We start from the raw sequence: 26,424 nt of genomic DNA on the forward strand, positions 1-26,424 counted from the left end.
TTAGCCTTTTAACATGCTTAGCGCTTTGATTGTTGCGCGTACCACGTTGGCTGAGTTGTTTGAGCCAAGTGATTTTGTAAGTATGTCTTTAATACCTGCAAGCTCGATGATAGGACGAGCACCGCCACCTGCGATAACGCCTGTACCTTCGCTAGCTGGGCGAAGTAAGATACGGCTAGCGTTATATTTAACTTCGATGTCGTGAGGTATAGTTGAGCCTTTTAGTTTAACGTCAATGATATTTTTAAACGCATCATCAACCGCTTTACGGATAGCATCTGGAACTTCCTTTGCTTTTCCATAACCAAAGCCTACTTGTCCATTTCTGTTGCCAACTACCACAAGGGCTGTAAAACGAAATCTTCTACCACCCTTTACGACCTTAGTAACCCTGCCGATATCGACGATTACTTCTTCAAATTCTTCTCTATTGTATTTTTGCATCGATTTTCCTTTGGGTTATAGTTTTATACCGTTTTCTCTTAAAGCCTCAGCAAATGCCGCAACTACGCCGTGATACAAATAACCATTTCTATCAAAAACAGCCTCTGTTACACCCTTACTTGAAAGCTTACTAGCTAGGTCTTTAGCCAAAGCTTTTGCACCCTCTTTATTTGCTTTAAGTCCTAGTTTACGTCCATCTGAAGCAACTAGCGTAGTGCCAGCTACGTCATTTATGGCTTGCGCATAAACGGTTCTATTTGATTTGAAAATCGAAATTCTTAAGCATTCAGCTGTACCTGAAATTTTCGCTCTAATTCTCTTTTTTCTCTTTACTCTAAGAGCAAGTTTTCTTTTTAATACTTTTGCTGTCATATTTTATCCCTTACTTCTTAGATGTCTTACCAGCTTTGCGAACTATGCGCTCTTCAACATACTTAACACCTTTACCTTTATATGGCTCAGGCGGTCTAAATCCACGAATTTGAGCTGCTACTTGTCCAACTGTCTGCTTATCAGCGCCTTTAATGGTGATGATATTTTTCTCAACGCTTACTTCAACACCCTCAGGTAATTCATAGTTTACAAGATGAGAAAAGCCCAAAGCTAGCTCTAAAATTTTACCCTTTGCAGCTGCTTTATAACCAACGCCATTTATCTCAAGCTGGCGAGTAAATCCCTCTGTTAGCCCTATTACTATATTATTTGCTAAGGCGCGATATGTGCCCCAGTATGCTCTGCTTTGTCTATCGTCACCCTTGGCTGAGAATATCAAAGTGCCGTCTTTTATCTCTACCCCAACAAAACCTCGAGTGTCTAGCTCTTTTACGCTGTTGCCTTTTTTAAATTTGATGACGTTTGCGTCTAGGCTTACATCAAGTCCTGCTGGTATAGTTATTGGTTGTTTTCCTATACGTGACATTTTTTTCCTTTTACTTGTCTAGGGTATTTCTACTTTTACGAATGGATACCACAATGCCGTAAAAATAAAATCAAAGCCTTGCGGCCGTCTGTATTACCAGACGGTGCAAAGCACCTCGCCACCAACGCCAGCTTTATGAGCTTCGATACCGCTCATAACGCCCTTGCTAGTGCTAACGATTACTGTACCATAACCATTTTTAAAGCGTTTTATATCGTCTTTGCCTTGGTAAACGCGACGTCCTGGCTTGCTAACGCGCTTTAGCTCGTTAATCACGCTTTTGCCGTTCTCATCGTACTTAAGTACAACATTGATGAATTTTTTATTACCCTCTTCAACTACGTTGTAGCTTTCAATATAACCTTTAGCAGCTAATATAGCCAAAGTCGCCTCAACAACCTTTGAATGAAGTAGCTGAGTGGTCTCTAGCTTTCTAAGAGCGGCATTTCTAATACGTGTTAGCCCGTCTGAAATTAAGTCATTTAACACTGCTTACTCCTTACCAGCTTGCTTTTTTTAGACCTGGGATTAGCCCTTCGTTTGCCATTTTTCTTAGGCACACGCGACAAATTCCAAAGTCTTGATATACAGAGTGTGGACGTCCACAAATCTGGCAGCGAGTATAACCTCGCACTTTAAATTTTGGCTTTCTAGCAGCCTTTGCTATCATAGATTTTTTAGCCATATTACTTTCCTTTTGCAAATGGCAAGCCGTAAAGCTCAAGTAGCTTTGCTGCCTCTTTATCAGTTTTAGCTGTTGTAGCGATAGTTATATTCATGCCATGAGTGCGTAAAATTTTATCATACTCAACTTCTGGAAACATTAACTGCTCGCTTAGACCAAAGTTATAATTTCCTCTACCATCAAAGCCGCTTTTTGGCAAACCACGGAAATCTTTAACACGTGGTAATGCTATGCTTATTAGCTTATCCAAAAAGGCTAGCATGTTGTCTTTTCTTAAAGTTACTTTAATACCAACAGGAAAGCCCTCACGCACCTTAAAGCCAGCGACTGATTTTTTAGCGTCAGTTATGACTGCTTTTTGTCCAGCTATTAAAGATATGGTATCAGCCATATTTTGCAATACTTTCTGATCCTTTGCGCTATCGCCCGCACCTACACTAATTACGATTTTTTCAATCGCAGGTATAAGCATAGGATTTTTAATGTCAAATTCTTTAACAAGAGCCGGCTTTACTACATCGTTATAATGCGCTTTTAGTCTACTCATAACTCTTAGCCCTCAACTTTCGCAACATTTGAAATATCAATAGGCATCTCTTTGTTTACAAAGCCACCATTTGGTGTCTTTTCGCTTGGTTTTACGGCTTTTTTGGCCACCTTGCAACCCTCAACTATCACTTGGTGAGTCTTAGGAAGCACTGCTAAAACCTTGCCAGTTTTGCCTTTGTCATCTCCGGCGATGATTTTTACCTCATCGCCTTTTTTAATTTTAAATTTAATATTTGCCATTATAGAACCTCCGGCGCAAGAGATACGATTTTCATAAAGCCACCATATCTTACTTCACGACCAACTGGCCCAAAGATACGAGTGCCTATCGGCTCGCGCTTATTATCTAGGATAACAGCTGCATTTTCGTCAAAGCGGATTAGTGAGCCGTTTTCTCTTTGCACCTCTTTTTTGGTGCGCACTACGACTGCTTTTACGACTTGACCTTTTTTGATTTTGCCATTTGGCAAAGCCTTCTTAACTGAGCAGACAATCACATCGCCAACTGTAGCGTAACGTCTTTTAGAACCGCCCAGTACTTTTATACACATAAGCTCTTTTGCACCACTATTGTCTGCAACAGCAAGCCTTGTAAAACTTTGTATCATTACTCAACTCCCTTTGCAACTACTGCTTTTAAGCGGAAAGACTTGCGAGCTGATAGTGGGCGGCACTCGATGGCTACTACCACATCGCCTGCTCTAGTCTCATTTTTCTCATCGTGAACTAAATACTTTTTAAAGCGTTTTACAAATTTATGGTATCTTGGGTGCATTACTCTGCGCTCAACCAAAATAGTAGCTGTTTTATCGCCAGCTTTTTGTAAAACAACGCCTTGAATTTCTCTTTTTAAAGCCATTATCCTACCCTCACTTTGCAGCATTAATTGCAGTATTTATCTGCGCTATTTCTTTACGAACTACGCGGATTTCGTTAGGGTTGCTTAACTGCATAGTTTTTAGCTTTTGTCTTAGTGTAAATAAAAGCACCTTTTTTTCTGTTAGCATAGCGTTTAGCTCAGTAACGCTTTTATCTTTTAACTCAGTATATTTCATTTTCACTCTCTCGCGTTACAAATTTAGTCTTAAACGGCAGTTTGTGCATAGCTAGAGTTAGAGCTTCTTTTGCAAGCTGCTCGCTAACGCCTGCCATTTCGTATATTATCCTGCCTGGTTTAATGTTCATTACCCACTCTTCTACACCAGCCTTACCCTTACCCATACGAGTTTGAAGTGGCTTTTTAGTAAGTGGCTTATCAGGGAATACCCTAATCCAAATTTTAGCTTGACGCTTAACGTGGCGGGTTAGAGCTTGACGAGCAGCCTCGATTTGGCGAGAGTTGATTCTGCCAGCCTCTACTGCCTTAATAGCAAACTCACCAGTAGCAAGGGCGTTTCCACGAGTAGCATAACCTCTGTTTCGCCCCTTCATCTGCTTACGATATTTTGTTCTTTTTGGCATCAACATTGTTATTTACCTCTTCTTGCTCTACGAGTTTTTTTAGGAGCGTCGTCCTCGTTTTTCTCAGGCTGGACACCTTTTTGTAGGACTTCACCTTTAAAAATCCACACTTTTATGCCTATGTTTCCATAAGTAGTGTGCGCTTCTGCAAAGCCGTAATCAATCTTTGCCCTTAGAGTGTGTAGTGGCACGCGGCCCTCCAAATACCACTCTGTCCTAGCCATTTCAGCGCCACCTAATCTACCTGCAACTGATATTTTTATACCCTTTGCGCCAGATTTTTGAGCTGCTTGAATGACCTTTTTCATCGCACGGCGGAAGGCTACACGACGCTCTAGCTGCATAGCTACGTTTTCAGCGGCTAGCTGGGCTGAAGCCTGAGCTTTACGCTCTTCTTTGATATTTACGTTAACTTCTTTGCCGATTAGCTTTTGAAGGTCATTTTTTAGAACTTCTACATCTTGACCTTTTTTGCCAATGATGATACCAGGACGTGCGGCTACGATAGTTACTCTTAACTTCTTAGCAGTACGCTCAATTAGTATCTGACTCACTCCTGCATAGTAAAGTTTTTTCTTTAGATATGCACGGATTTTATAATCTTCACCTATATTTTCAGGAAGGTTAGCCTTAGCTGGAAACCATCTTGACTCCCAGTTTCTGTTTATACCTAGTCTTAGACCTATCGGATTAACTTTCTGTCCCATCGTTACGCTTCCTTACTTTGAGGTTTAGATACTTCTACTAAGATATGAGATGTAGGCTTTCGGATACGGCTAGCGCTTCCTCTTGCTCTAGGTCTAAATCTCTTTAGCACAGGACCAGCATCAACACGGCAGCTAGTTACTACCACTTCTTCAGGCTCAAAGCCACCATTTGCCACAGCTGAACTAATGGCATTAGCTATAAATTTAGCACCCTTATTTGGCATAAAAGATAGACTTGCTAGCGCAAACTCAGCGTTTAGCCCCTGTACTTCCCTAGCTATTAGTCTTGCCTTTGTAGGTGAAAGTCTAACGAATTTAGTTATTGATCTACTCATCGCCTACCCTTATTTACCTATCTTCTTTTGCACTGAGCCCTTGTGACCCTTAAATGTTCGGGTCGGAGCAAACTCGCCCAGTTTGTAGCCGATGTGATTTTCAGTTACATATACTGGTATAAAACTCTTTCCATTATGTACGTTAAACGTAAGTCCTATCATCTCTGGGATAATAGTGCTGCGGCGCGACCAAGTCTTGATAGGCTTGTTATCATTAGCGGCTTTTGCAGCTACGACTTTTTTCATTACGTGATCGTCGACGAAAGGACCTTTTTTGAGTGATCTAGCCATCGTTATTTTCCTTTCCTTCTAGAAATTATTAGCCTATCGCTTGCCTTCTTGCGGCGAGTCTTAGCACCCTTAGTCGGTTTACCCCAAGGAGTAACTGGATGACGACCAGAGTTTTTCTTGCCCTCACCACCACCGTGTGGGTGATCTACTGGGTTCATAGCTGAACCACGAGTTTGTGGGCGGATACCTCGATAGCGATTACGTCCTGCCTTACCTATTGTTACGTTAGCCCAGTCTTCGTTACCAACAACGCCAACAGTAGCCATACACTCAGCTAGAACCTGTCTCATCTCGCCACTTGGCATTCTTAGGATTACGTATTTTTCCTCTTTACCCATTAGTTGAGCATATCCGCCAGCACTTCTAGCGATTTGTGCGCCTTTACCTGGTTTTAGCTCGATGTTATGCACTATTGTGCCCACTGGTATGTGGCGTAGTTTCATAGCGTTACCTGGTTTAATATCCACAAAGTTTTCGCTAGCTATAACTACATCACCTACGTTTAGACCACTAGGACGGATGATATAGCGCTTCTCACCGTCTTTGTAGGCAATTAGTGCTATACGGCAGTTTCTGTTTGGATCGTACTCGATAGCTTCTACTTTGCCTTCGATTTCAAATTTACGGCGCTTAAAGTCGATGATACGATATAGCTTTTTAGCACCTGCTTGCTTATGGCGGCTTGTTATGCGACCGTTGTTATTTCTACCGCCAGTTGCTGGTAGTTTTACTAGCAAGCTTCTTACGCTAGCTTTAGCTGTGATATCCTCAGAGCTAAGACCAGTCATATACCGGCGGCTAGGAGTATATGGTTTGTATGATTTTATCGCCATTTTATGCCTCCATATTCTCTAAAGTTACGCCATCAGGTAGTTTGACGTAGAATTTTTTAATGTCATTTCGTACGCCTACTTTGCCTCTAAAGCGCTTTACTTTTCCATCAAGGCGAAGTGAGTTTACCTTTACTGGTGTAACACCAAAGTATTTTCTTAAAACCTCTTTTAGCCCGCTTTTTGTTACCTTTGGCGAAGTTTGAATAACCACAACACCATTTTCTTGAAGGCCTAAAGTTTTTTCTGTGTAAACAATCGTTTTTATATCAGTTATATCTGCCATTTTAGCCCTCTTTTGTTAAATTCGATAACGCTTGTTTTTCTATTATAACCGCACCAAATACCGAAACAAGATAAGCGTTTACTTCACTTGCGTCAACCACATAGCAGTTAGCTAGGTTTCTAAAAGCAAGCAAAGTCTTATCGTCTAGCAAGTCTTTGACTATTAGCGCGTCTCTTAAGCCTAGCTTTTTAATCACGCTAGCTGCATCTTTTGTCTTGCCGCTTTCGATTGCTAAGCTATCTACTGCATATAGCTTTCCAGCCTCTGCTTTTTGAGCTAGAGCGCACTCAAGAGCTAAACGCTTCTGCTTTTTGTTAACTTTTTGGAAGTAGTTTTTATTGTTTGTAGGACCAAAAGCTACAGCACCGCCAACCCAAACGTTTGTTCTAGTTGAGCCAGCTCTCGCGCCACCTCTGCCCTTTTGACGCCAAGGCTTCTTACCACCACCGCTTACAAAAGCACGGCTTTTAGTATGAGCTGTATTTGCTCTTATGCCTGCTAGATAAGCTTTTACATAAAGATAAAGGTTGTGTGGGTTTGCCTCAGAGTAGCTAGCTGGTAGCTCAAGCTCGCTAGCTTTTTCAAATTTATCGTTTAATACACAAACTTTACTCATTTTACTATCCTTACTCTACCCATTGCGCCGTTGTGTCCTGGCACGCAACCTTTTACGACTAAGATGCCGTTTTCACTGTCAAAGCTAATTAGCTCATTTTTTACGGTTACTTTTTCATTTCCCATATGTCCTGCCATTTTCATACCTGGCTGGACGCGACCTGGCCACTCGCAGTTACCGATTGAGCCGTGTCTTCTGTGAAAGCGTGAGCCGTGTGATTTAGGACCGCCGCCAAATCCGTGTCTTTTTACAACACCCTGAAAGCCTCGTCCTTTTGAGTTAAAGCTCACTTTTAGAGTTTTAGCTTCGTTTAGTGGGGTAGTGTCTATGTCGCCAGCTTCTGTGTTTGCCACAGTAAGTGTCGCAAATTTATTAAACTCGCCACTTAGATTGTATTTTTTTTGCTGTCCTGCAATCGCTTTGTTATTTGCTTTTGTGTGAGCGAAAGCTACGATAGCGCGCTTGTTTTCGTCTATTTCGCAGACTTTTGTGTCAACAAGCTTTAGTAGTGTAACAGGAACACTATTAGCAGATACGGTTCTGCTCATGCCTATTTTTTCTACGATATATTCCATCTTTATTTCCTTTGGCTCGCTTATTTCATCGCACGAACTTCGACATTAACTTCTGGAGCTAAGTCAAGTTTGGTTAGGCTGTCTACTGTCTCTGGAGTAGCTGAAACAATATCAAGCATACGAGCGTGTATTTTCATCTCAAACTGCTCACGTGAATCTTTGTTTATGTGTGGAGATTTTAAGACTGTGTAGCGTTTGATTTTTGTAGGCATAGGCACTGGACCGCGCACATCAGCACCCGTTCGTTTGACAGCTTCTACAATTGCTGCAACTGTTCTGTCTAAGACTCGGTGGTCATAAGCTTTAAGCTTAAGCCTGATTCTTTCCATTGTTTTTCCTTTAAAAAAGAACTTGTCGCAAACCCGCGACCCCTTTTGCATAGTTAAACTTGCATAGGATTTAAAAAAATCGTACAAGCAAGGCACACAGCCTTTTCGCAAAGAGATAGGGATTTTACTAAAATGGGAGTTAAAAGTCAATATTTTAGGGGATTTTTGGAGAATTTATTAAATTTCTGTCCTTTTAATAAGGACAAAAACTGCCTAATTTTTAAAGTTTAAATTATTTTTTATAATAACAAGAGTACATAATTTACATATGCGTTAATTAATTATCGCCATATAAAACCCCTGAAATAAAATCCCCAAAAACAAATACAAAAAAACCAATAAAAAGCTATATCCACCCTCTTTCTCCAACACACAATCAACTTCACTCTCGCGAGCTTGCTCCAAACAATCAACAAAATGACTACAAACTGAAAATTTTGCATACACCCACAACCAAATCGACCACACAGAATAAGCAAAACAAATCAAGCTAGCAGCCACTATATTATTTGTCCCATTAACAACAATAGCACCCACAACACTACTAAACAACAAAGTAAAATAACCAATTCCAATACGACATCTAAATACATAAAAAAGAAAACCAAAGAAAAACGCTCCCCAACTCCATGTGGCACGGTAAGCAAACTCACCATCTTGATAAAATTTCTCGCAAGCTCTGGCATAAGACCCAACCGCATAGTCTGTTTGTAAGAAAATTTTCAGCTTTTCCCTTAAAAGCTCTGGATTTTCCAGCACTTGCTTTGTATGTTCTTTCATGTTTACTCCCTTAAATTTAATCCCAAATCGCTAGCAATTTTACAAAAAAAACGCTTGTCAAGGGCTTTGGTTAGCTGGGTTTTATTTTATGCTAAAATATCCTTTTAAAAAGGATAAAAAATGAAAGAGTTAGAATTTTTTTATCAAAACAGACCAAAGCTGGCTAAATTTCTAAGCAGAAAGCAAGCCATCACAGAGCCATTTTGCCAGCTTTACGGAGCTAGCGGGAGTGGTAAAAGCACGCTTATGATCGAGCATTTATCGCATTTTAAAGATGATGAGAGCCTTTATTTTAGCCTAAAAGACCTGCGGCTTGACACGCAAAAGACGCTGCTTGACCTGCCAGATTTTTTAAAGCAAAATCCACAGATAAAAGCCCTTTACGTCGATGATATAAGCAGCGATGATGAGCTTAATGCCCTAGCTTGGCTAAGAAACGACGCCCTAAAAAGCGTGGTGCTTGGCACGCAGGCTAGGCTTAGCGTAGTGCAGGGCTTTAGCGAGCTGCGGCTTGGATACTTAGACTATGAGGAGTTTTTGGCGTTTTACTCTAAAAATATCGACGAGAGCTTTAGCCAGTTTTTGGAGCGTGGAGGCGGCATGGAGGCAGCATTTTTAAGCCCATTTGAGCTAGCCAGTAAGGCTCAAAGCAGGCTAAGGGCAAACCTAGACGCCATAGATATAAAAATCCTAGTCCAGTGTGCGAAAAATTGTGCTAGCACGCTTAGCGTTTTGGCTATTTATAGTGAGCTAAAGCAGGAGCTTAGGCTTTCAAAAGATAGGCTCTATGCTAGCTTTTTAGCCCTGCAAAATCGCGGCTACATCGCCACTTTAGCCAAGCTAGATGAGCCAAATGCGAGCAAGAAAATCTTTTTTAACGACTTTTCTCTGCGTGATAGGCTAGTGGCTAAAAAGGACTTTCTAGCCAGCTTTAAAAATATGATTTTTTGCGAACTTGCAAAGCTAAATGATGAAATTTATTACACGAAAGACTTTGATTTTGTCCTTTTAAAAAGGAAAACTGCCATACTTTGCATGCCATTCACCCAGCCTGAAATCATCTTTTTAAAATTTAAAAAACTTCATAAAATTTTAAAATCCCTTGGGCTAAACAGGCTGCAAATCATCAGCGTAGCTCACGCAGGGACACAAAGTAATGAAGGGATAAAATGCGAGATAGTGCCGTTTAGCCAGTGGGCGTTGGGGCTTTAGACATTCTTTTGGCTTGAGGAAGTAATAATGACACAATAAAAAAATTTAAACCCACGCCATAATGAATTTACGGATTGTCAAAATTTAAATTTATTTATAATAATATTTTATGATTTACAGAATTGAACCAGTAAATCATAAAATATTTTAAGTAATCCGAAAAAATAATTTATGTCATAAAGAGCAAAATATACTGAGGGGCTAACTCTATAAATAATTATGAAAAAACAATGGAACATAAAACATGAAATATTATATGTCAAATTGTATATTAAATCACATTTTTAAACATAGATAACAATATATTTTCTATCGAACCTGATAATCCTAGTCTACAAAAATGAGCAAAATCATCTACTCTAATATATCCTTAATCAAAAGCTGTGGCGTCACAAGCCCACGGAATGAATTTTTTGACACCGAAAAGACTATATCGATACTCTCTCCAACTTTTGCTCTGCGCGTGAAATTAAAAAACAGAGCCTCAAGCGTCTTGTCTCCGTGCTGGAGAATTAGTTTTTGATGATTATTTTCACGTCCGATTAGCTTTTCGTTTTTGACAAATGCACCTCGGATTGTGAAAAATGGACGCGGATTTTTCTGTCCGTACGGCTCAAAATACTCCAAAAGCTCCAAAAGCTCAAAATCAATCTCATTTGGATCCAGCTCGCCAAGTAGCCCCTCATTCGCACACTTTATATCGCACAGAAAATCCCTGCAAGCGTTTGTGATTTGCTCTTTAAACAGCGGCAAATTCTCTGGATCTATGACTAATCCGGCCGCACCCTTATGTCCGCCATAGCTACAAAGCAGCTCATCACAACGGCTAATGAGCGCCAAAATATCAAGCTTTCCAACGCTTCTAGCACTACCCTTTGCTCGTCCCTCACCTATACTAAAAACCACCGCTGGACGCTTAAAATGCTTGCTTAGACGGCTTGCGACTATGCCGATGACGCCCTCATGCCACTGCTCGCCCCAAGTAACGATAATCTCATCATCGCAGGTTGCGTACTTTAGCGAGCTTTCAAAAAGCGCACGCTCCTCCTCTTTTCGGCTGTTGTTAAACTCCACTATCCTCTCAAGACAATCATAAGCCTCGGTTATATTTTTTGCTCGTAAAAAGCGATAACTCAGACTCGCATCATCCATTCGCCCAGTGGAATTTATAAGTGGCGCTATAAGAAAGCTTATATCATCGCACTCAAATCGTTCCTTACCATAGTAATCTTTTATTGCCTTAAAAGCAGCTCTGCGAGATGAATTTATCGCCTTTAACCCACACTTAACAAGCAGACGATTCATGTCACGAAGCTCCATCATATCAGCCACTATAGCCACGCACAAAAGCTCCAAAAACTGCCCCATATCATAGCGTAAGCCACACACGTCCTTTATCGCACCCACTAGGTACCAAGCCACCTGCGCACCACAAATTTCAATATTTGGAAAATCACAATCAGCCTGCTTTGGATTTACGATAGCAAATGCCTCAGGCAGCACGGCTGGGGGCATGTGGTGGTCTGTAATGATTAAATCTATGCCGCGCTTTTGACATATCGCAGATGCCTCGATTGCTGAGATGCCATTGTCGACTGTAATTATAAGCGAAGTACGTTCATCTATCTCATCAAGCATCTCAGCGCTTAATCCGTAGCCGTCTTTAAAGCGATTTGGTATGCGTACGCTGTAATTACTCACCCCCAGTGCGTCAAAAAACTCACTCACTATTACGCTACTTACCACGCCGTCTACGTCATAATCCCCGACAACGAGCATGCACTCATCACGCTCTATCGCCTCTTTTATACGAAACGCGGCCTTGTAGATGTCCTTTAGCGCAGTGGGCGTGGGTATGTCGCATAGCTTTTTATGTAGGTCTTTGGCAAATCTGCTCTCAAGCTGCGCTTTAATATCTGCTTTTTTTAACATTGCTTGTTATCAAGGCACGCACTGATAAAGCCCAGTATCGCTGGATTTGGCTTAGTTAGGCGTGAGGTAAACTCAGGGTGAAACTGCACGCCAAGGAAAAATGGGTGCTTTGCTATCTCAACTGCCTCTATTAGCCCATTGCTCTCGCCACTTACACTCATGCCAGCCGCCTCGAAGCTAGCGCGATAGTCTGGGTTTGCCTCATATCGATGGCGGTGGCGTTCTTTTATGGTTTTGGCATTTTCGTAGGTCTTAGCAAGTAGGCTATTTGGCTTTACATCGCACTCATATCCGCCAAGGCGCATAGTCCCACCAAGCGGGCTTTGGTGCGTGCGTAGCTGCTTTGCGCCGCTTGCGTCTATAAAGCTGTCGATTAGATAGATGATAGGATTTGCACAGTCTTTGTTAAATTCCACCGAATTTGCATCCTCTAGCCCTAGGACGTTGCGCGCAAACTCAATAAGCGCTAGTTGCATCCCCAGACAAATTCCAAGATATGGGATATTATTTTCTCTAGCGTAGCGGATAGCCTCTATTTTGCCACTCACTCCACGCTCACCAAAGCCACCAGCAACGAGTACCCCATCTACATCACGAAGCAGCTCATCGACATTGCTAGCGTCTATTTTCTCACTGTCGCACCATTTTAAATTTATCCTGCTATCCAGCGTCGCACCAGCGTGGATAATGCTCTCTGTTAGGCTTTTATAGCTCTCTTTTAAATCCACGTATTTACCCACAAAGGCTATCGTCGTCTCCTTTGTCGGAGAGATTATGCGCTTTACTAGACTATCCCACTGCGCCATATCGGGCTTAAGCTCGCCAAGGTCGAGTATATCGGCAATAGGTGTGAGTATATCCTGACGCAAAAACGAAAGTGGAATTTGATATATGCTAGCAGCGTCAAGGCTTTCAATCACGCAGTTTCGCTCCACTCCACAACTAGCTGCGATTTTGTCTTTTAAATCGCGGCTTAGCGGCATTTCGCTGCGACAAATTATCATATCTGGGCTTATGCCGATACGGCGTAGCTCGCCCACGCTGTGCTGGGTTGGCTTAGTTTTTAGCTCCCCTGCGACTTTGATGTAAGGCACGAGCGTTAAATGCACGGTCATGGCGCGCTTTTTACCTACCTCTGCCCTAAGCGCTCGTATAGCCTCAAGAAATGGCAGCCCCTCGATGTCGCCCACCGTTCCGCCGATTTCGACTATGAGTATGTCCTTGCCCTCGCCTGCTTTTTTAATACGGCGGACAATTTCGCCCACGATGTGAGGGATAACTTGTATCGTTTTGCCTAGGTAGTCGCCCCGCCTTTCTCGCTCGATTACCGAGCTATAAACTCGCCCTGTGGTGAAGTTATTATCCTGGCTTAGGCTCTCGTCTAAAAATCGCTCGTAGTGTCCTAGGTCTAGGTCGGTCTCGGCTCCGTCATCGGTTACGAAGACTTCGCCGTGTTCTAGCGGGCTCATCGTGCCAGGGTCGACGTTGATATATGGGTCAGCTTTTAGTATGCTTACCTTTAGCCCAGAGTGTTTAAGCAAAGTGGCGATACTAGCTGCGGCTATGCCTTTGCCAAGCGAGCTAAGCACCCCACCTGTAACGAAAATATACTTTGTCTGCATTAGTTTTTCCTTAAATTTATTTTTATTAAGGCGATTATAGCCTTTTTGAGATTAATAGCACTTTAGGCAAAGAGCTTTTGCTTTATGTTTTAAATTAAAAAAGATTTTGATATTTAATCTTATTTTAAATAAAATTTTACTAATATTTCAAGTACATTATATTTTTATTTAAAGGATATTTGTGATGAAAAAAATATTAGCAGCTTCTTTGGTTTTTGCATTATTGACACCCACGGTTACACTTGCAGACAACTATGTAAACAAACAAGAAAGAGCTTTACCAGCTGTATTATGGGGACTTGGTGCAACCTTTACTGGTATAGCCAATGCACCAGATATAGGCGGTTCAACATTTTCATCTAAATTTGATTATTATTCGCAATGGTTTTTTAGAGATTTAATAGGAAGCTGGTGGGACAGAAATTTTTAATGATTGAAGTCATGGAAATTGTATTTAGATTTATCATTGGCGCTTTGTGGATTTTGTCTGATTTTTTCTTTTTGGGATTTAGGGGCTTTAAACAGCTAGAAAGCGTTAAATTTAAAAGACTAGCTTTTTACATTTTCTTTTTTGGGGTGCTTTTTGGATTTTTATACCCACCGCTTGCTATTATCCTTTTTCCAGCTAGCCTAGTCTGCCTTTGCTACTTGCTTTTTCATATGGTAAAAATCAAGCTAAAAGGAGGCTTATGACATATTTAAATTTTTTAAACGAATGCGCCAAAGATACGCAAAAAGAGCAAATGATTTAATCGTTTATTATAATAACCACAAGGCATTATCAAAACAAAGGCTAGCCACTTAGGCTAGCACAGTTTAAACGCCCTATTTTGCCTGCCTAGCAAGCTCTATTAGCTCCTTGCCGATAACTGGCTCAAACTGCTCATAAACCACCGCCATAGCCTCCTGCCACTGCTTTCGCTGCTGCTCGTTTAGCTCATAAATTTCAAGCTTTTTAGAGCTTGCGGCGTACTCTTTTAGCTCATTTAGCATACGCTCATTATCCACATCAGTCTGCGCCCTCTCATACTCCGTCGCCTCGTCCATCGCCTGCGTAAAAGCGCGCTTTAGCTCATCAGGCAAGCCACGCCAAAACTTCGCACTCACTATCACAAGCGAGCCTAAATATCCGTGCTGAGTTAGGCTTAAGCGGTTTTGGACTTCGTAAAATTTGGAGTTGTAAAAATTTGATAGTGGGTTTTCCGTAGCGTCCACTACGCCTTGCGAAAGTGCTGAGTAAACTTCAGAAAACGGCAGTATCTGTGGGCTTGCGCCCATAGCCTTAATCTGCGCTTCAAGCACCTTTGAGCTTTGTATGCGAAACTTATGTCCCACTGCGTCCTTTGGCGTTATGATAGGCACGTCATTTGAGCTAAAATCCTTAAGCCCCGCATCCCAGTACCTAAACGGCACAAAGCCCTTTTTGGCTATCATAGCCTTTAGCTGCTTGCCAGCCTCTCCGTCAGTCGCTGCACGCACGTGAGAGAGATCTCGAAACAAAAACGGCAGATCAAAAAGCGCAAACTCAGGCACTATGGGGCTAAATTTCGCAAGGCTTGGCACAGCTATTTGGACGTTATTTAGCTTTAGCGCGACAAAGACCTTATCGTCATTATAAAGCTGGGCTGAGTGATACACCTGCACCTTTATCCTCCCACCACTTAGCTCGTTTACACGCTTTGCAAAATACTCTGCCGCCTTGCCTTTTGGCGTACTTGCGGCGGTTACTTGGCTAAATTTCACCACATACTCTTTTGCTTGTAAATTTATTAGCAAAAGAGCAAAAATCATAAAAATATATCTCATAAAAATCTCCTTTTACAGCTTTTAGAATATACAAAAATGGTGCTTTTTGTATAAATTTAACACCTAAAATGGCAAGAAATAGACAAAAAGTGTGTAAAAATGAAATATTATTTATTTACAAAACTACTTTAAAGCAAATATATATTAAACTAAGCAAAATAAATTTTAAAGGAGAGAGCTATGAGACTTGGGATTTTGGGTGCTGGAAATGTCGGCGATAGCGTGGCTTACGTGGCACTTTCGCAGGGGCTAGCTAGGCAGATTTTAATAAATGACATAAACCAAACTAGAGCCAAAAGCGTAGTGGCTGATGTAAATGACGCTAGGGGCTTTGTGGTGGGCTTTAGCGAGTGCGTACTGGCTAGTTTAGAGGAGCTAGCCACCTGCGATATCATAGTCATAAGCACAGGCAAAATCGTAGCCAACGCCGACCGCCTAGCCGAGCTTGAATACAACAAAGCTCAAATGCTAGCTACCGTGCCTGCTATTATGAAAGCTGGCTTTAACGGTAAATTTATAGTCATCTCAAACCCCTGCGACATCATAAGCTACCTAGTCTTTAAGCTCTCAGGCTTGCCGTATCAAAGCGTCATCGGCACTGGCACTGGACTAGATAGCGCTAGGCTTAGTCTGTGCCTAGCCGATAAGCTAAACCTAGCGACTAAAAGCGTAAACGCAGTCGTGCTAGGCGAGCATGGAGATAGCCAGTTTGCGGCATTTTCTCAAAGCTTTATAGGGCAGCAAAGGCTAGATGAATATCTAGCCCAAAGCGGAGCGAAGCTCGATTTAGACGCCATAGAGGACGAAGCTAGGCAAAGAGGGCATGAGATCTGCGCTGGCAAAGGCTGCACCCAGTACGGCATAGCAAACACCGCAAACCGCCTAATCCGCGCCCTAAAAGACGATAGCGACGAGATTTTCTGCGTTAGCACATTAATGCAGGGCGAGTATGGCCTAGAGGGGCTTTACGTCTCCACGCCTTGCAAAATCGGCGCGGACGGCGTTAAAGAGAAAATAGCGCTAAGTCTAAACGAAGCCGAGCGCAAAAAGCTAGCGCACTCAGCGCAGATAATAAAAGCCAAAATAGCCCAGCTAGGGCTTTAAGGCACTTATAGGCGCATAAAAGTGGGGCAAGACACAATCTCCTAGAAGCAAACCGCTGCCCTACCCTAGACATTATTGCACTACTTTAAGCGCAAAATCTAGCTTTAATGGGCTGGCTTTTACGCCCTATTCTGCCCTTTTTTCAAGTCCTTTTACCATGCGACAGCACTTCTTATTAAGCAAATCCTAAAAAAGGGGGCTTATACAATAACCGTAAATCGTAATTTTATTAGCTTTAAATTTAACTATAAAAGGATAAAAATGAAAAAGTTAGTTTTATTTTCTGTTTTGGCTAGTTTTGCTTTGGCTGAAAATTCGCTTTCACCGAGAGTAGTGGAAGCTCTAACTCCTGCTGTTACTGGAGATTATAAAAAACTTTCGAATTATCTAACAAGCTCTGTAATGATACAAAGGCTTCAAAAGATGATAGAGCTTTGGGTTGTGGGTTTGTAGCAAAATTTTATCAAAATGGACAAGGAGTAGAGCAAAATGAAGCAAAAAAGTATCAATTTCACAAAAAAGCTTGCGATATAGCCCCGAATAATGCAATTGACTGCTTTAATGCTGGTGTCGCTTATGACTATGGAAAATATGGCTTTAAACAAAATAAAAAAGAAGCGACTAGGTATTATAAACTAGCTTGTGAGAATAAAAAAGAGATAAATTATGAAGCTTGCTATAATTTGGGAAATTTTTACTATAACAGCGAAGGAGTTAAGCAAGACATATCAAAAGCAAAATATCTATACAGCTTAGCTTGTAATTATGTAGAAGCGGCTTGTTATAATCTAATAAAATAAGGAAATCTATGGCACGCTAGAGCATATATGCAATCGGCGTGCAAACTCGGGGTTTCTCAGGCTTGCAATTAATATTAATTCAAGTGTTTGGGATTATCAAATCTCAAGCACCTAAATTAAACAAAAATTAAACTTAAATTTTAATCTACATTTTTATGCTTATAAAACCAAACCTTAAGAGTAAATTTTATAAAATCCCAAAATGTTTACTAAAATTTTCAAATTTTACCTTGACGGCTTTAGAACGATGAGTCTGGGGCGGCGGCTGTGGGCGATAATCATCATAAAACTAGCCGTAATTTTGGGCGTTTTAAAGCTCTTTATCTACGACGAAAGTCTAAATACAAAATTCAAAACCGACGCACAAAAGGGCGATTTTGTGCTTGAGAGTTTAACAAAGGATAGATGATGGCAGAACTTGCTAGCGTGGATCTGTCGCGACTTCAGTTTGCGATTACGGCACTTTATCACTTTCTTTTCGTTCCGCTGACGCTGGGGCTTAGCTTTATCGTGGCGATTATGGAGAGCATTTATGTCAAAACTGGCTCCGAGCAGTGGCTAAGGATCACCCATTTTTGGCTTAAGCTTTTTGGGATAAATTTCGCTATCGGCGTGGCGACTGGGATTATTATGGAGTTTGAGTTTGGCACGAACTGGGCGAATTACAGCTGGTTTGTGGGCGATATTTTCGGCGCTCCGCTTGCCATTGAGGGGCTGCTTGCCTTTTTCCTTGAAGCGACGTTTTTTGCGGTGATGTTTTTTGGCTGGGGCAAGGTGAGCAAGGGCTTTCACCTGCTTTCAAGCTGGCTTGTGGCGATTGGCTCAAATTTAAGCGCGATGTGGATACTAATCGCAAACGGCTGGATGCAGTATCCTGTGGGTATGAGCTTTAACCCAGAGACTGCAAGAATGGAGATGGATAGCTTTTTAGAAGTGGCACTAAATCCAGTTGGCATTGTTAAATTCCTACACACTATTACAAGCGGCTATGTTATCGCCGCACTTTTTGTCCTTGGCATTTCTGCCTGGTATCTGCTTAAAAAGCAACACTTTGAAATGGCGAAAAAATCAATGGTCGTCGCAGCTAGCTTTGGGATAATCTCAAGCGGATTTTTGCTGCTTAGCGGGGATGAGAGTGCCTATTTAGTCGCAAAGCATCAGCCTATGAAGTTAGCGGCTATGGAGGGGCTATATAGGGGCGAGGAGAGGCAGGGGCTAGTCGCCTTTGGCGTGCTAAATCCTGATAAAAAACCAGGCGATGATGAGCCTGTGTTTTTGGCAAATATCGAAGTGCCTTATATGCTAAGCCTGCTAGCAAAACGCAACATAAATGAATTTGTCCCAGGCATTGATCAGCTTGTATTTGGCGATAAGCAGCGTGGGATAATGAGCGTGGGGGAGAAAATGCTCCTAGGCGCCCAAGCCCTAGACGCTTTAAGGGAGTTTAAAAAGGCCAAAAGCGAAGGCGATACGCAGGCGATGAGCGAGGCTAAAAGCGAGCTAGAGACAAACTGGCGCTACATCGGCTACGGCTATCTGAAAAACCCAGCCAAAGCCGTCCCGCCAGTGGCTACTACGTTTTACGCTTTTCATATAATGGTCGCTCTTGGGTCGCTTTTTGTGGGGCTATTTTTTGTCGTGCTTTATCTTGCGATGGCAAACCGCATTGAGAAATTTAAAAATATCCTGCGAGCCTGCGTCGCCTGTATTCCGCTAGGATATGTCGCAGCAGAAGCTGGCTGGGTCGTGGCAGAAGTGGGTCGCCAGCCCTGGGCGGTGCAGGATCTCCTACCTGTAGGCGTAGCAGCGACAAACCTAGCTAGCACGAGCGTGGGTGTGTCGATAGCTCTTTTTATCCTGCTTTTTACCACGCTTTTAATAGCCGAAGTACGCATAATGCTAAGTGCGATAAAAAAGGGGTTTTAGATGGATTTGCAAATTTATTGGTGGTGCGTACTAAGCCTGCTTGGCGGACTTTTTGTCTTTATGCTCTTTGTGGGTGGGGGTCAGAGCCTGCTTTTTTGTGTGGGGTGGGACGAGACGGCAAAGGATCTAATCATCAACGCCCTTGGGCGAAAGTGGGAGCTTAGCTTTACTACGCTTGTGATGTTTGGCGGGGCGGCGTTTGCGGCGTTTCCGCTGTTTTATGCGAGCTATTTTGGTGGGGCTTACTGGCTGTGGCTTGCTATACTTTTTTGCTTTATCGTGCAGGCTGTAAGCTACGAATACCGCAAGAAAAAGAGCAACTTTTTGGGTCAGCGCACATACGAAGCCTTTCTTGTCATTAACGGCACTCTTGGGACGTTTTTAATAGGCGTAACTCTTTCAGCGCTCTTTGGCGGAGCGGAGTTTAGCCTGAGTGAGATGAGATTTGTAAGCTGGGATAGTCCGTGGCGTGGGCTTGAGCTTTTAGCCAGTCCTAGCTACTGGCTTTTGGGGCTTGCGCTCATTTTCCTTTCACGCCTTGGTGGGGCTATGTATTTTATAAACCGCATAGATGAGCCAAATTTGGTAGCAAAATGCGCTAGCATAATCCGCAAAGAAGCAGCCCTGTTTTTGCTATTTTTCCTGGGCTTTATGGGGGTATTTTTTAGCGCAAATGGCTACTATTTAGACGCCACGAGTGGTGAAATTTTAAGCCGTCCGTATGCCTTGGCTTTAAGCTTAATAAGCCTGCCAGTCCTTGGGGTGTGCTTTGTGCTGGGCGTGGTGGGCGTGCTAGCTAGCGTGTGGCTGGGGGCTAGGGCTAGCAAAGTGGCGATATGGGCGTATGGCGTGGGCTGCGTGCTCGTTGGCTTTGCTTTATTAGCGGCGGCTGGGCTTGGTGGGGCGGCGTTTTTTGCATCCACATCTCACCCTGCTAGCTCGCTACATATCTACAACGCAAGCTCGAGCCCCTACACCCTAGGCGTGATGGCGTGGGTGAGCCTATTAGTGCCATTTGTGCTTGCTTACATCGCCTACGTCTGGCGTGCGCTTGAGCGCGAGCAGGTAAGCAAGGCCGAGCTAGAAAGCAGCGAGCATAAATACTAAGGAGCGAGAATGACCGAGAGTTTGATATTTTTAGGGCTTTGGATAGCGGCGCTGTATCTGGGATATAAATTTACCCACATAAATATCAACCAACTAGAAAAATACCCTGACGTTTACTTCAAAGACGAGTAAAAATCAAAATGGAGCGGTTTATCGCTCCAAAATTTATTCATAAATTTAAAACTGGCACACTTTTTGCTTATACTCTCACAAAAATGCAAAAAGGATAAACTATGATGCGCTCACTCTGGTCTGGCGTCAGCGGACTACAAGCTCACCAAATCGCAATGGACGTAGAGGGTAATAACATCTCAAACGTCAACACCGTAGGTTATAAATACAACCGTGCGAACTTCGCTGATATGCTAAGCCAAACCCCACGCGTCGCCACAGCCCCACAAGGCGCTCTAGGCGGACAAAACGGCATGCAAATAGGTCTTGGCACAGGCATAAACTCAACCACTCGCATTTTCAGCCAAGGCACTCTGCAAAGTACCGATAAAAACACCGATATGGCGATACAGGGTAATGGATTTTTCATCGTTAGTCCAGACGGCGGCAAGACTAGGCTATACACTAGAAACGGCGACTTTTTGCGTGATAAGGTCGGAAACTTCGTAAATAACAGTGGCTACATCGTCCAAGGCTGGAGCAGGGACGATGAGACTGGCGAGATAGATAGCACCGCGCCAATTCGTGATATCGTGATAAAAGAAGGCTTAACGATGCCAGCGCGTGCGACGACATTTTTAAAAGTCAAAGGCAACCTAGACAGCGGTAATGACATCGGCAATCAATCTAGCCCAGTGTACGCGCTAGATCAGTTTCACCTAGCATATGATGAAAACGGCAACGACCGCGTCTATCAGGTAGATCCAGTAACTGGCGCAGTAATAACAGCACCCATACCAGGCACACAACCACCACAAAATGCTCCAGTCTACGAACCAGGCGAGGAGCATGTAGAAAATGACGTCAATCAAAATAAATTCTACACCAACGCCAAAAATCAGCAAGTCATAACAGACCGTGGCGTAAACATGGGCGTGATATTTGACGAGCAGGGTAATGGTGTGAGTCTACGTGACGGACAAGGTCTATGGATAAGCTACGCAAATGCCGAAACAAAGCCCATGACTATAGGCTCAGCTGATCCAAACACCATGGGGCAATTACAACAAGCCAGTACTCTAGATATAAACCTAAACGGCACTCGTATACGCTCAGTTGCTGGCGAGGTAACGCACATATCTGACGTCGCACGCCTAATAAATGAAAAACAGAGCGAAACAGGCGTACAAGCCGTAGTAAGCGCAGGTAATCAACTCACACTAATAAATTATAATAACTCAAACACCACAGCAAAGACTAAAAACATACACCTCCAAGTAAACACAAACGGTACTCAGGGGCTAAACCCAGCTGGCTCAAATAGCGTGCAGGGCATCACAGGGCAAAACATCATCACAGCCTATCAATACACCTACTCATCATCGCCAATAGCCACGACATATCAGTATGATGATAGCATAGCGCGCCGCTTTACGACGACTGAGGATTTGCGCGCTGCTATGATGGAGGACGCTCAAAAATGGACAAACTATAATCACGAAACATATACCGATACAAATGCCTTTGTGGCTTCGCAGGCAGCTTCAGCGGCTGGTACGACTGAAGCGACTAAAAATTTAAACGACGGAGTGGTCTTTACCGTTACAAAAGACGGACGCTACCAGCTAGAAAATCCAAAAAGCGGCACCGATGATAGAACTATAAATTTAAGCATCACAGGGCTTACAAAAGAGGGTGACGGCGCAAACCAAGCAATTAGCGAAAACCAGCGCCTAAAAAATATGCTAAGTCCGCTCTCTGGCTCGCTAAGCCCAGGGCAAGCTATCCGCACAAGTGGCAAGATGATGATGGCTAGCCACGGTAGCACAGTAGAGATTTATGACTCACTAGGCTCAAAACACGAGATAAGCCTGCAATGGAGAAAGGTCGGAATGACAACAGACGGCGGCACCGAGTGGAGCCTACTAATCCAAGTGCCTGAGCCTGCGGAGATAAACTTTAGCGGCGTGGGACCAAAAAACGCAGTAACTGGCTCAATGAGATTTAATGCGGACGGCTCGCTAGCTAGCTTTTATCCAGCTGGGATTACATTTACAGCTAATAACGGCTCTTTGCCAGGGCAAAACATCCAGCTTGATTTTGGCATGGGGACGGATTTTAACGGTATGACGAGCTTTGATAAAGACTCCACAACCCAAAGCACGAGCCAAGACGGCTATGACGGCGGTATATTAAAAGATCTAAAAGTCGACGAAAATGGCGTGATAATAGGCGCATTTAGTAACGGCAACAGCTACGGTCTAGCGCAGGTAGCGATGGCTACGTTTACAAATAATGAGGGGCTTGAAGCGCAGGGTGATAATGTCTTTAAAGAGACAGCAAACAGCGGTCAAGCAGTAATCGGCACAGCTGGTACAGGGGATCGTGGCAAGATAGCCGCAGCTAAGCTAGAAGCCTCTAACGTCGATTTAAGCCGCTCGCTAACTGAGCTAATCGTAATCCAAAGGGGCTTTCAAGCCAACTCTAAAACGATAACTACAAGCGATGAAATGCTAAACACCCTACTACAGCTTAAAAATTAAGGCATTAAAGTGGTAAAAGAGCGCATAGAAATAATATCTAAAAGGCTAGAAATAATAAAAGTAAAATTTCTAGCCTACTGCGCTAGTGCTGGCTGGATTTGGAATTATGTAGCCAAAGAAGATGATTTAAAGACATTTTTTGGTATTATTAACGTCGCACTGATTTTTATATTTTTGGTTGGAATTTGTGGCAGTGCTTTAAAATTTTTGGCTCTTGATAAATGAGCTAAAAGAGCTGAATTTGGAAATAAAAGGGAAAGAAAATGGGGACAATCGGTAGCGCAATAGCTTCATCGGCTGTAATTTTGGGCTTTTTAACTGGTTTTTTATACTTTAAATACATCAAAAAAATGGATATTAAATTTATGGATTTATTATAGTTTTATCTCTCAAATTTAAAAGCTATCAACTAGCCCTAAAAAAGCTAGAAAACGAGCTAAACAAAGGAGAATAAAATGAAAGAGCCAACAATAGGAAGCGCTATCGCATCTGGCATAGTGATTTTTTCTAAAATTTAAGGAGAGATTTTATCTGCTTTTAAGCCATTATAAATGATAATACAAATCAAAAATCTTAAGGAGAAAGTATGAAAAAAATCTTTATTTCACTTGCACTTTTAGCAGCTGGTACGCTAAGCGCGGCTACACTTGATGCGGCTAATGCTAGCGTTAAATTTGAAGGATACAAGCTAGCGAATAAAACAGCTGTGCCTGGCACTTTTAAGGACGTGGAGTTTAGCTTTCCGACGACTGATGGCAGTATAGAGAGCATTTTAAAGGGTGCTAGCGCAAAGATTGATTTTAACAAAATCGACACAAAACTTCCCGTAAGAAACCAAAATATCATAAATAAGCTGGTTAAATTTATGAAAACTCCGCAGATCGTGGCTACATTTGAAAACGTAAAAGGCGATGATAAAGCAGGAGAAATCGACGCTAAAATAAGCCTAAATGGCGAGACTAAACCAGTCGCACTAAAATATAGCGTAGAAAATGGCGTACTAAAGGCTAGTGGCGTGATAAACCAGCTTGATTTTATGCCTGAAGCTTTTGATAAATTTAAAACCGACAAAGTAATCCAAGGACTTCACGGCAAACTAACCCACCCAGAAGTTACCATCATCTTTGAAGCGCCAGTAAAATAGCGCCTCCTAATAATCAAAGCTGCGCACTTAAGATAAAGTTGCGTGGCTGTTTAAATAGCGTTATAAATTTATATGATTTTTGTTTTAGCTATTTTTTGCTAAACTCACGCAAAAAATCAAAGGAAATACTATGCAAGTCTCACTCCTAACCCACACCCCGCTAAACGTCTGCTCTCACGCCATTCGCACCTGCTGGCAGAGCTTTGAGCGTGGCGATAATGGCGGCGAAAAAGACATAGAGCTAATCGATAGAGTGGGGAATAAATTTAAACACGCCTCCACGCTTGAGCACCTGCACTATAGCTTTTACATTCAAGGTATCAGCCGCGCTTGCTTGCAAGAACTCGCCCGCCACCGAATGGCAAGCCTAAGCGTCAAATCCACGCGCTACACGCTAAAAGAGCTAAAAAATGAGCCAAGCTTTTATGGCGATGATGGCGATGCCAACCTAGCCCGAGCCGCCCAGTATATCGTCCTAACAGGCAACGAGCTAGTTGATGCTATGAGTGTGGCTGCACTTGAAAACCTACGTAGCGTGCTGGCAAACACCACAACGAGCCTTGATATAGTCAAATACTGCCTGCCAGAGTGCTACCGCACGGAGCTAACGTGGAGCATAAACGCAAGGGCGTTGCAAAACTTTTTAAGCCTTAGAAGCTCAAAGTCAGCCCTGTGGGAGATTAGGGATCTTGCCCACTCCATTTATGAGGCTCTGCCAGAGGAGCATAAGTTTATCTTCGCCCAGTGTCTGAGTGAAAACGGCTAAAAATCTTTTATAAGATGGTGCTGTTTTTAATTATAAATTTAAGCCCAATGCCACTAATTTGTGTTCGTAGCATTTAGCGTTACCATTCCTGCCTTCTCAGCACGATTTTTAGCGCTTGATATAGCAGTAGACGTTTTTGTGCCGCAAATACCTTCCTGCGCCGCAAATGAATAAATTACACAAAGCCTAAAAGAGAGCCGCTCTTGCGTGGCTTAGGCTTGCCTTTTAATTTTTTCGTTTTCTATGCACACGCCAAAAAGCGAGCAAGTAAATAAATTTATCTTAGCCCACTGGATCTGGGCGGCGGCTTAGAATATACTTTGCCACGTTTCTGCGAAGTGAGTAAAAAGGCAGCTTTTTAACGTCAAATTTAACCACCTTTGCTTTTCTGCTTCTCTCGGTAGTTATGTTTGAAATACTTTCATCATTTGAGCTAAAAATAGGATAATAAAAAATTCTAGCATTTTCAAAACACAAAGGTTCATAAAAATCGCTAATACAAGGCGCATTTTCATACTGCTTTAAAAGCACTTTTGCACTATCTTTGCTCACCACATAAGCCACTGCACCAGAAAGCTGCCTAAAGCTAAATTTATCAAGCTCAAAAACTCTCACGCACCCAAACTGGCGATATTTTCCAAACACTCTAGAGTGGATATTTTTAATCTTAAAGCAGTGAAGAAGCGAATTTTTAGGCAAAATGCTAGCAATCTCAAAGGCTCTTTTTATGTCATCATCATAGCCAGTTACGTCATCTTCAAAGATAAGCCCAAGCTCATTATCGCTAGCTAAAAACTGCTCCAAAGCCTTTTTGTGAGAGAGCGCACAGCCCATTTCAGAGGGGCTTAAAAACTGCTTATACGCATCAAACGCCCTGTAAGCAAGCTCATAATACTCATCTAAACCAAGCTCCCTGCCATTTACCGCCTGCACTAGATTAAAGCTATCAAAACTCGCAAACTGCTGCCTTAAAAGCTCTCGCCTTCTGCTATCCTTTTCTAAGGATATGAGGTATACCCCCCCCTTCATTTTTTGCATAATATCTCCTTTAAATTTAAACTCTAATCGTATTTGCGTGTGCTAAGGCCACGGCGATGGCGTCGGTTATGTCAAGTGGCTTAATCTCCTTGCTAATACCTAAAATCCGCTTTACCATAAAGGCCACCTGCTCCTTTGCCGCCTTGCCGTTGCCAGTTACGGCCTTTTTTACCTGAAGCGGGGTATATTCGGCAAAATCGCCGTGAAGCTGCAAAATTTTTAGGCTCAGAGCCCCACGAAACTGCGCTAGCTTTAGCACGCTTTGGGGATTGTAAGCGTAAAATATATCCTCCACCGCCACCGCATCAAAGCTATGATGTGAAAAGATTAGATCAATCCCCTCGCAAAGCTCAGTTATCTGATACTGAAGCGTGCTTGGCTTTATTTTGATTAGTCCAGCCTCGACTAGAGCCGTTTTTTTGGGGGTTTTCTCGAGTATCGCATAGCCGCAATTTCTCGAACCAGGGTCTATGCCTAGGATTTTCATTTACGCCTTTTCACATTTT

Annotated in this window: 39 protein-coding genes; 14 read left to right on the plus strand and 25 right to left on the minus strand. The window is 42.6% G+C overall.

The features are described from left to right. From rpsE to LBC_RS08865, 20 genes are all read right to left on the minus strand, one after another. On the minus strand, positions 1-444 hold the full coding sequence (rpsE, locus tag LBC_RS08770) for a 30S ribosomal protein S5 (protein ID WP_221254053.1): 444 nt from the start codon (positions 442-444) through the stop codon (positions 1-3). Positions 445-459: 15 nt separating this feature from the next. Next, positions 460-816, minus strand: a complete 357-nt coding sequence (rplR, locus tag LBC_RS08775; RefSeq protein WP_221254054.1) for a 50S ribosomal protein L18 — start codon at positions 814-816, stop codon at positions 460-462. Positions 817-826: 10 nt separating this feature from the next. Beyond that, the gene (gene rplF, locus LBC_RS08780) at positions 827-1,363 is read right to left on the minus strand and encodes a 50S ribosomal protein L6 (RefSeq protein WP_221254055.1); all 537 of its coding nucleotides are present in this window, start codon (positions 1,361-1,363) and stop codon (positions 827-829) included. 93 nt (positions 1,364-1,456) lie between these two features. Beyond that, positions 1,457-1,852: a 30S ribosomal protein S8 gene (rpsH, locus tag LBC_RS08785; protein ID WP_221254056.1), complete on the minus strand. Its 396-nt coding sequence runs from the start codon at positions 1,850-1,852 to the stop codon at positions 1,457-1,459. A gap of 10 nt (positions 1,853-1,862) precedes the next feature. Then, entirely contained in the window at positions 1,863-2,048 is a 186-nt protein-coding gene (locus LBC_RS08790) for a type Z 30S ribosomal protein S14 (RefSeq protein WP_221254057.1), read from the minus strand. Position 2,049: 1 nt separating this feature from the next. After that, on the minus strand, positions 2,050-2,595 hold the full coding sequence (gene rplE / locus LBC_RS08795) for a 50S ribosomal protein L5 (RefSeq protein WP_221254058.1): 546 nt from the start codon (positions 2,593-2,595) through the stop codon (positions 2,050-2,052). 5 nt (positions 2,596-2,600) lie between these two features. Beyond that, positions 2,601-2,837 carry a 50S ribosomal protein L24 gene (gene rplX, locus LBC_RS08800; RefSeq protein ID WP_221254059.1) on the minus strand — a complete coding sequence of 79 codons (237 nt, stop codon included), beginning with the start codon at positions 2,835-2,837 and terminating at the stop codon, positions 2,601-2,603. Next, positions 2,837-3,205, minus strand: a complete 369-nt coding sequence (rplN, locus tag LBC_RS08805; protein WP_221254060.1) for a 50S ribosomal protein L14 — start codon at positions 3,203-3,205, stop codon at positions 2,837-2,839. Before rplN ends, rplX begins: the two co-directional genes overlap by 1 nt. Then, positions 3,205-3,456 (minus strand): 30S ribosomal protein S17, encoded by a 252-nt coding sequence (gene rpsQ, locus LBC_RS08810; protein ID WP_221254061.1) that lies wholly within the window; start codon positions 3,454-3,456, stop codon positions 3,205-3,207. Before rpsQ ends, rplN begins: the two co-directional genes overlap by 1 nt. A gap of 10 nt (positions 3,457-3,466) precedes the next feature. Then, positions 3,467-3,652 carry a 50S ribosomal protein L29 gene (gene rpmC, locus LBC_RS08815; protein WP_221254062.1) on the minus strand — a complete coding sequence of 62 codons (186 nt, stop codon included), beginning with the start codon at positions 3,650-3,652 and terminating at the stop codon, positions 3,467-3,469. Further along, complete coding sequence (gene rplP, locus LBC_RS08820; protein ID WP_221254063.1) at positions 3,639-4,064, minus strand: 50S ribosomal protein L16; 426 nt, start codon at positions 4,062-4,064, stop codon at positions 3,639-3,641. Before rplP ends, rpmC begins: the two co-directional genes overlap by 14 nt. Positions 4,065-4,066: 2 nt before the next feature. Next, positions 4,067-4,765, minus strand: coding sequence for a 30S ribosomal protein S3 (gene rpsC, locus LBC_RS08825; RefSeq protein WP_221254064.1), 699 nt, complete (start codon positions 4,763-4,765; stop codon positions 4,067-4,069). A gap of 2 nt (positions 4,766-4,767) precedes the next feature. Continuing rightward, positions 4,768-5,100 carry a 50S ribosomal protein L22 gene (gene rplV, locus LBC_RS08830; RefSeq protein ID WP_221254065.1) on the minus strand — a complete coding sequence of 111 codons (333 nt, stop codon included), beginning with the start codon at positions 5,098-5,100 and terminating at the stop codon, positions 4,768-4,770. Positions 5,101-5,109: 9 nt separating this feature from the next. Beyond that, positions 5,110-5,391 (minus strand): 30S ribosomal protein S19, encoded by a 282-nt coding sequence (gene rpsS, locus LBC_RS08835; RefSeq protein WP_221254066.1) that lies wholly within the window; start codon positions 5,389-5,391, stop codon positions 5,110-5,112. Positions 5,392-5,393: 2 nt separating this feature from the next. Then, a complete protein-coding gene (gene rplB / locus LBC_RS08840) occupies positions 5,394-6,224 on the minus strand; it encodes a 50S ribosomal protein L2 (RefSeq protein ID WP_221254067.1) in 831 nt (276 codons plus the stop codon). Position 6,225: 1 nt separating this feature from the next. Continuing rightward, entirely contained in the window at positions 6,226-6,507 is a 282-nt protein-coding gene (locus tag LBC_RS08845) for a 50S ribosomal protein L23 (protein WP_221254068.1), read from the minus strand. A 1-nt stretch (position 6,508) separates the two neighbouring features. Beyond that, positions 6,509-7,123, minus strand: a complete 615-nt coding sequence (gene rplD / locus LBC_RS08850) for a 50S ribosomal protein L4 (RefSeq protein WP_221254069.1) — start codon at positions 7,121-7,123, stop codon at positions 6,509-6,511. Beyond that, a complete protein-coding gene (rplC, locus tag LBC_RS08855; RefSeq protein WP_221254070.1) occupies positions 7,120-7,698 on the minus strand; it encodes a 50S ribosomal protein L3 in 579 nt (192 codons plus the stop codon). Before rplC ends, rplD begins: the two co-directional genes overlap by 4 nt. Positions 7,699-7,718: 20 nt before the next feature. Next, positions 7,719-8,027 (minus strand): 30S ribosomal protein S10, encoded by a 309-nt coding sequence (gene rpsJ, locus LBC_RS08860; RefSeq protein ID WP_221254071.1) that lies wholly within the window; start codon positions 8,025-8,027, stop codon positions 7,719-7,721. Between the two features lie 273 nt (positions 8,028-8,300). Further along, entirely contained in the window at positions 8,301-8,807 is a 507-nt protein-coding gene (locus LBC_RS08865) for a hypothetical protein (protein ID WP_221254072.1), read from the minus strand. A gap of 120 nt (positions 8,808-8,927) precedes the next feature. Here LBC_RS08865 and LBC_RS08870 point away from each other — a divergent pair, with 120 nt between their 5' ends. Next, positions 8,928-10,019: an ATP-binding protein gene (locus tag LBC_RS08870; protein WP_221254073.1), complete on the plus strand. Its 1,092-nt coding sequence runs from the start codon at positions 8,928-8,930 to the stop codon at positions 10,017-10,019. Positions 10,020-10,373: 354 nt separating this feature from the next. On the opposite strand, the gene recJ is transcribed toward LBC_RS08870, so the two are convergent. Together recJ and LBC_RS08880 are read right to left on the minus strand one after the other, a co-directional pair. Next, a complete protein-coding gene (gene recJ / locus LBC_RS08875; RefSeq protein ID WP_221254074.1) occupies positions 10,374-11,951 on the minus strand; it encodes a single-stranded-DNA-specific exonuclease RecJ in 1,578 nt (525 codons plus the stop codon). Next, complete coding sequence (locus tag LBC_RS08880; RefSeq protein ID WP_221254075.1) at positions 11,945-13,573, minus strand: CTP synthase; 1,629 nt, start codon at positions 13,571-13,573, stop codon at positions 11,945-11,947. The genes recJ and LBC_RS08880 overlap by 7 nt, the downstream gene beginning before the upstream one ends. 184 nt (positions 13,574-13,757) lie before the next feature. On the opposite strand from LBC_RS08880, the gene LBC_RS08885 reads away from it, so the two are divergent. Together LBC_RS08885 and LBC_RS08890 are read left to right on the plus strand one after the other, a co-directional pair. Further along, on the plus strand, positions 13,758-14,003 hold the full coding sequence (locus LBC_RS08885) for a hypothetical protein (protein ID WP_221254076.1): 246 nt from the start codon (positions 13,758-13,760) through the stop codon (positions 14,001-14,003). Further along, positions 13,985-14,266: a hypothetical protein gene (locus tag LBC_RS08890; RefSeq protein WP_221254077.1), complete on the plus strand. Its 282-nt coding sequence runs from the start codon at positions 13,985-13,987 to the stop codon at positions 14,264-14,266. The genes LBC_RS08885 and LBC_RS08890 overlap by 19 nt, the downstream gene beginning before the upstream one ends. A 132-nt stretch (positions 14,267-14,398) precedes the next feature. On the opposite strand, the gene LBC_RS08895 is transcribed toward LBC_RS08890, so the two are convergent. Beyond that, positions 14,399-15,379, minus strand: a complete 981-nt coding sequence (locus tag LBC_RS08895; protein WP_221254078.1) for a DctP family TRAP transporter solute-binding subunit — start codon at positions 15,377-15,379, stop codon at positions 14,399-14,401. A gap of 180 nt (positions 15,380-15,559) precedes the next feature. On the opposite strand from LBC_RS08895, the gene LBC_RS08900 reads away from it, so the two are divergent. From LBC_RS08900 to thyX, 11 genes are all read left to right on the plus strand, one after another. Next, a complete protein-coding gene (locus LBC_RS08900; RefSeq protein WP_221254079.1) occupies positions 15,560-16,483 on the plus strand; it encodes a lactate/malate family dehydrogenase in 924 nt (307 codons plus the stop codon). A gap of 261 nt (positions 16,484-16,744) precedes the next feature. Continuing rightward, positions 16,745-16,936: a hypothetical protein gene (locus LBC_RS08905; RefSeq protein ID WP_221254080.1), complete on the plus strand. Its 192-nt coding sequence runs from the start codon at positions 16,745-16,747 to the stop codon at positions 16,934-16,936. Then, complete coding sequence (locus LBC_RS08910) at positions 16,918-17,283, plus strand: tetratricopeptide repeat protein (protein WP_221254081.1); 366 nt, start codon at positions 16,918-16,920, stop codon at positions 17,281-17,283. The genes LBC_RS08905 and LBC_RS08910 overlap by 19 nt, the downstream gene beginning before the upstream one ends. Positions 17,284-17,485: 202 nt before the next feature. Then, on the plus strand, positions 17,486-17,692 hold the full coding sequence (locus LBC_RS08915) for a DUF4492 domain-containing protein (protein WP_221254082.1): 207 nt from the start codon (positions 17,486-17,488) through the stop codon (positions 17,690-17,692). After that, on the plus strand, positions 17,692-19,209 hold the full coding sequence (locus LBC_RS08920) for a cytochrome ubiquinol oxidase subunit I (RefSeq protein ID WP_221254083.1): 1,518 nt from the start codon (positions 17,692-17,694) through the stop codon (positions 19,207-19,209). The genes LBC_RS08915 and LBC_RS08920 overlap by 1 nt, the downstream gene beginning before the upstream one ends. After that, positions 19,210-20,316 (plus strand): cytochrome d ubiquinol oxidase subunit II, encoded by a 1,107-nt coding sequence (locus LBC_RS08925; RefSeq protein ID WP_221254084.1) that lies wholly within the window; start codon positions 19,210-19,212, stop codon positions 20,314-20,316. Between the two features lie 9 nt (positions 20,317-20,325). Continuing rightward, a complete protein-coding gene (locus LBC_RS09090; RefSeq protein ID WP_260173409.1) occupies positions 20,326-20,448 on the plus strand; it encodes a hypothetical protein in 123 nt (40 codons plus the stop codon). A gap of 101 nt (positions 20,449-20,549) precedes the next feature. Continuing rightward, complete coding sequence (gene flgE, locus LBC_RS08930) at positions 20,550-22,970, plus strand: flagellar hook protein FlgE (RefSeq protein WP_221254085.1); 2,421 nt, start codon at positions 20,550-20,552, stop codon at positions 22,968-22,970. Between the two features lie 9 nt (positions 22,971-22,979). Further along, positions 22,980-23,195, plus strand: a complete 216-nt coding sequence (locus LBC_RS08935) for a hypothetical protein (protein ID WP_221254086.1) — start codon at positions 22,980-22,982, stop codon at positions 23,193-23,195. A 361-nt stretch (positions 23,196-23,556) separates the two neighbouring features. Further along, positions 23,557-24,114 carry a YceI family protein gene (locus LBC_RS08940; protein ID WP_221254087.1) on the plus strand — a complete coding sequence of 186 codons (558 nt, stop codon included), beginning with the start codon at positions 23,557-23,559 and terminating at the stop codon, positions 24,112-24,114. Positions 24,115-24,244: 130 nt separating this feature from the next. Continuing rightward, positions 24,245-24,880 (plus strand): FAD-dependent thymidylate synthase, encoded by a 636-nt coding sequence (gene thyX, locus LBC_RS08945; RefSeq protein WP_221254088.1) that lies wholly within the window; start codon positions 24,245-24,247, stop codon positions 24,878-24,880. 282 nt (positions 24,881-25,162) lie between these two features. Here the strand turns inward: thyX and LBC_RS08950 are convergent, their stop codons facing one another. Beyond that, positions 25,163-25,918 carry a glycosyltransferase family 25 protein gene (locus LBC_RS08950; RefSeq protein WP_221254089.1) on the minus strand — a complete coding sequence of 252 codons (756 nt, stop codon included), beginning with the start codon at positions 25,916-25,918 and terminating at the stop codon, positions 25,163-25,165. A gap of 16 nt (positions 25,919-25,934) precedes the next feature. After that, positions 25,935-26,405, minus strand: a complete 471-nt coding sequence (ruvC, locus tag LBC_RS08955; RefSeq protein ID WP_221254090.1) for a crossover junction endodeoxyribonuclease RuvC — start codon at positions 26,403-26,405, stop codon at positions 25,935-25,937. Positions 26,406-26,424 lie beyond the last annotated feature (19 nt).

Source organism: Campylobacter sp. 19-13652 (genome assembly GCF_019702925.1).
GTDB lineage: Bacteria > Campylobacterota > Campylobacteria > Campylobacterales > Campylobacteraceae > Campylobacter_A.

Excerpts from the sequence above, each read along its gene's own strand:
- rplD (WP_221254069.1), bottom strand. The coding sequence starts at position 7,123 with ATGAGTAAAGTTTGTGTATTAAACGATAAATTTGAAAAAGCTAGCGAG.
- LBC_RS08920 (WP_221254083.1), top strand. The coding sequence starts at position 17,692 with ATGGCAGAACTTGCTAGCGTGGATCTGTCGCGACTTCAGTTTGCGATT.
- rpsJ (WP_221254071.1), bottom strand. The coding sequence starts at position 8,027 with ATGGAAAGAATCAGGCTTAAGCTTAAAGCTTATGACCACCGAGTCTTA.
- LBC_RS08895 (WP_221254078.1), bottom strand. The coding sequence starts at position 15,379 with ATGAGATATATTTTTATGATTTTTGCTCTTTTGCTAATAAATTTACAA.
- rplE (WP_221254058.1), bottom strand. The coding sequence starts at position 2,595 with ATGAGTAGACTAAAAGCGCATTATAACGATGTAGTAAAGCCGGCTCTT.
- LBC_RS09090 (WP_260173409.1), top strand. The coding sequence starts at position 20,326 with ATGACCGAGAGTTTGATATTTTTAGGGCTTTGGATAGCGGCGCTGTAT.
- rpmC (WP_221254062.1), bottom strand. The coding sequence starts at position 3,652 with ATGAAATATACTGAGTTAAAAGATAAAAGCGTTACTGAGCTAAACGCT.
- LBC_RS08865 (WP_221254072.1), bottom strand. The coding sequence starts at position 8,807 with ATGAAAGAACATACAAAGCAAGTGCTGGAAAATCCAGAGCTTTTAAGG.
- LBC_RS08845 (WP_221254068.1), bottom strand. The coding sequence starts at position 6,507 with ATGGCAGATATAACTGATATAAAAACGATTGTTTACACAGAAAAAACT.
- LBC_RS08790 (WP_221254057.1), bottom strand. The coding sequence starts at position 2,048 with ATGGCTAAAAAATCTATGATAGCAAAGGCTGCTAGAAAGCCAAAATTT.
- LBC_RS08950 (WP_221254089.1), bottom strand. The coding sequence starts at position 25,918 with ATGCAAAAAATGAAGGGGGGGGTATACCTCATATCCTTAGAAAAGGAT.
- ruvC (WP_221254090.1), bottom strand. The coding sequence starts at position 26,405 with ATGAAAATCCTAGGCATAGACCCTGGTTCGAGAAATTGCGGCTATGCG.
- rplR (WP_221254054.1), bottom strand. The coding sequence starts at position 816 with ATGACAGCAAAAGTATTAAAAAGAAAACTTGCTCTTAGAGTAAAGAGA.
- recJ (WP_221254074.1), bottom strand. The coding sequence starts at position 11,951 with ATGTTAAAAAAAGCAGATATTAAAGCGCAGCTTGAGAGCAGATTTGCC.
- rplX (WP_221254059.1), bottom strand. The coding sequence starts at position 2,837 with ATGGCAAATATTAAATTTAAAATTAAAAAAGGCGATGAGGTAAAAATC.
- LBC_RS08940 (WP_221254087.1), top strand. The coding sequence starts at position 23,557 with ATGAAAAAAATCTTTATTTCACTTGCACTTTTAGCAGCTGGTACGCTA.
- thyX (WP_221254088.1), top strand. The coding sequence starts at position 24,245 with ATGCAAGTCTCACTCCTAACCCACACCCCGCTAAACGTCTGCTCTCAC.
- rplN (WP_221254060.1), bottom strand. The coding sequence starts at position 3,205 with ATGATACAAAGTTTTACAAGGCTTGCTGTTGCAGACAATAGTGGTGCA.
- LBC_RS08925 (WP_221254084.1), top strand. The coding sequence starts at position 19,210 with ATGGATTTGCAAATTTATTGGTGGTGCGTACTAAGCCTGCTTGGCGGA.
- LBC_RS08880 (WP_221254075.1), bottom strand. The coding sequence starts at position 13,573 with ATGCAGACAAAGTATATTTTCGTTACAGGTGGGGTGCTTAGCTCGCTT.
- rpsQ (WP_221254061.1), bottom strand. The coding sequence starts at position 3,456 with ATGGCTTTAAAAAGAGAAATTCAAGGCGTTGTTTTACAAAAAGCTGGC.
- LBC_RS08900 (WP_221254079.1), top strand. The coding sequence starts at position 15,560 with ATGAGACTTGGGATTTTGGGTGCTGGAAATGTCGGCGATAGCGTGGCT.
- rpsE (WP_221254053.1), bottom strand. The coding sequence starts at position 444 with ATGCAAAAATACAATAGAGAAGAATTTGAAGAAGTAATCGTCGATATC.
- rplF (WP_221254055.1), bottom strand. The coding sequence starts at position 1,363 with ATGTCACGTATAGGAAAACAACCAATAACTATACCAGCAGGACTTGAT.
- rplB (WP_221254067.1), bottom strand. The coding sequence starts at position 6,224 with ATGGCGATAAAATCATACAAACCATATACTCCTAGCCGCCGGTATATG.
- LBC_RS08870 (WP_221254073.1), top strand. The coding sequence starts at position 8,928 with ATGAAAGAGTTAGAATTTTTTTATCAAAACAGACCAAAGCTGGCTAAA.
- rpsC (WP_221254064.1), bottom strand. The coding sequence starts at position 4,765 with ATGGGACAGAAAGTTAATCCGATAGGTCTAAGACTAGGTATAAACAGA.
- rplP (WP_221254063.1), bottom strand. The coding sequence starts at position 4,064 with ATGTTGATGCCAAAAAGAACAAAATATCGTAAGCAGATGAAGGGGCGA.
- LBC_RS08905 (WP_221254080.1), top strand. The coding sequence starts at position 16,745 with ATGAAAAAGTTAGTTTTATTTTCTGTTTTGGCTAGTTTTGCTTTGGCT.
- rpsS (WP_221254066.1), bottom strand. The coding sequence starts at position 5,391 with ATGGCTAGATCACTCAAAAAAGGTCCTTTCGTCGACGATCACGTAATG.
- rplV (WP_221254065.1), bottom strand. The coding sequence starts at position 5,100 with ATGAGTAGATCAATAACTAAATTCGTTAGACTTTCACCTACAAAGGCA.
- LBC_RS08885 (WP_221254076.1), top strand. The coding sequence starts at position 13,758 with ATGAAAAAAATATTAGCAGCTTCTTTGGTTTTTGCATTATTGACACCC.
- rplC (WP_221254070.1), bottom strand. The coding sequence starts at position 7,698 with ATGGAATATATCGTAGAAAAAATAGGCATGAGCAGAACCGTATCTGCT.
- flgE (WP_221254085.1), top strand. The coding sequence starts at position 20,550 with ATGATGCGCTCACTCTGGTCTGGCGTCAGCGGACTACAAGCTCACCAA.
- LBC_RS08915 (WP_221254082.1), top strand. The coding sequence starts at position 17,486 with ATGTTTACTAAAATTTTCAAATTTTACCTTGACGGCTTTAGAACGATG.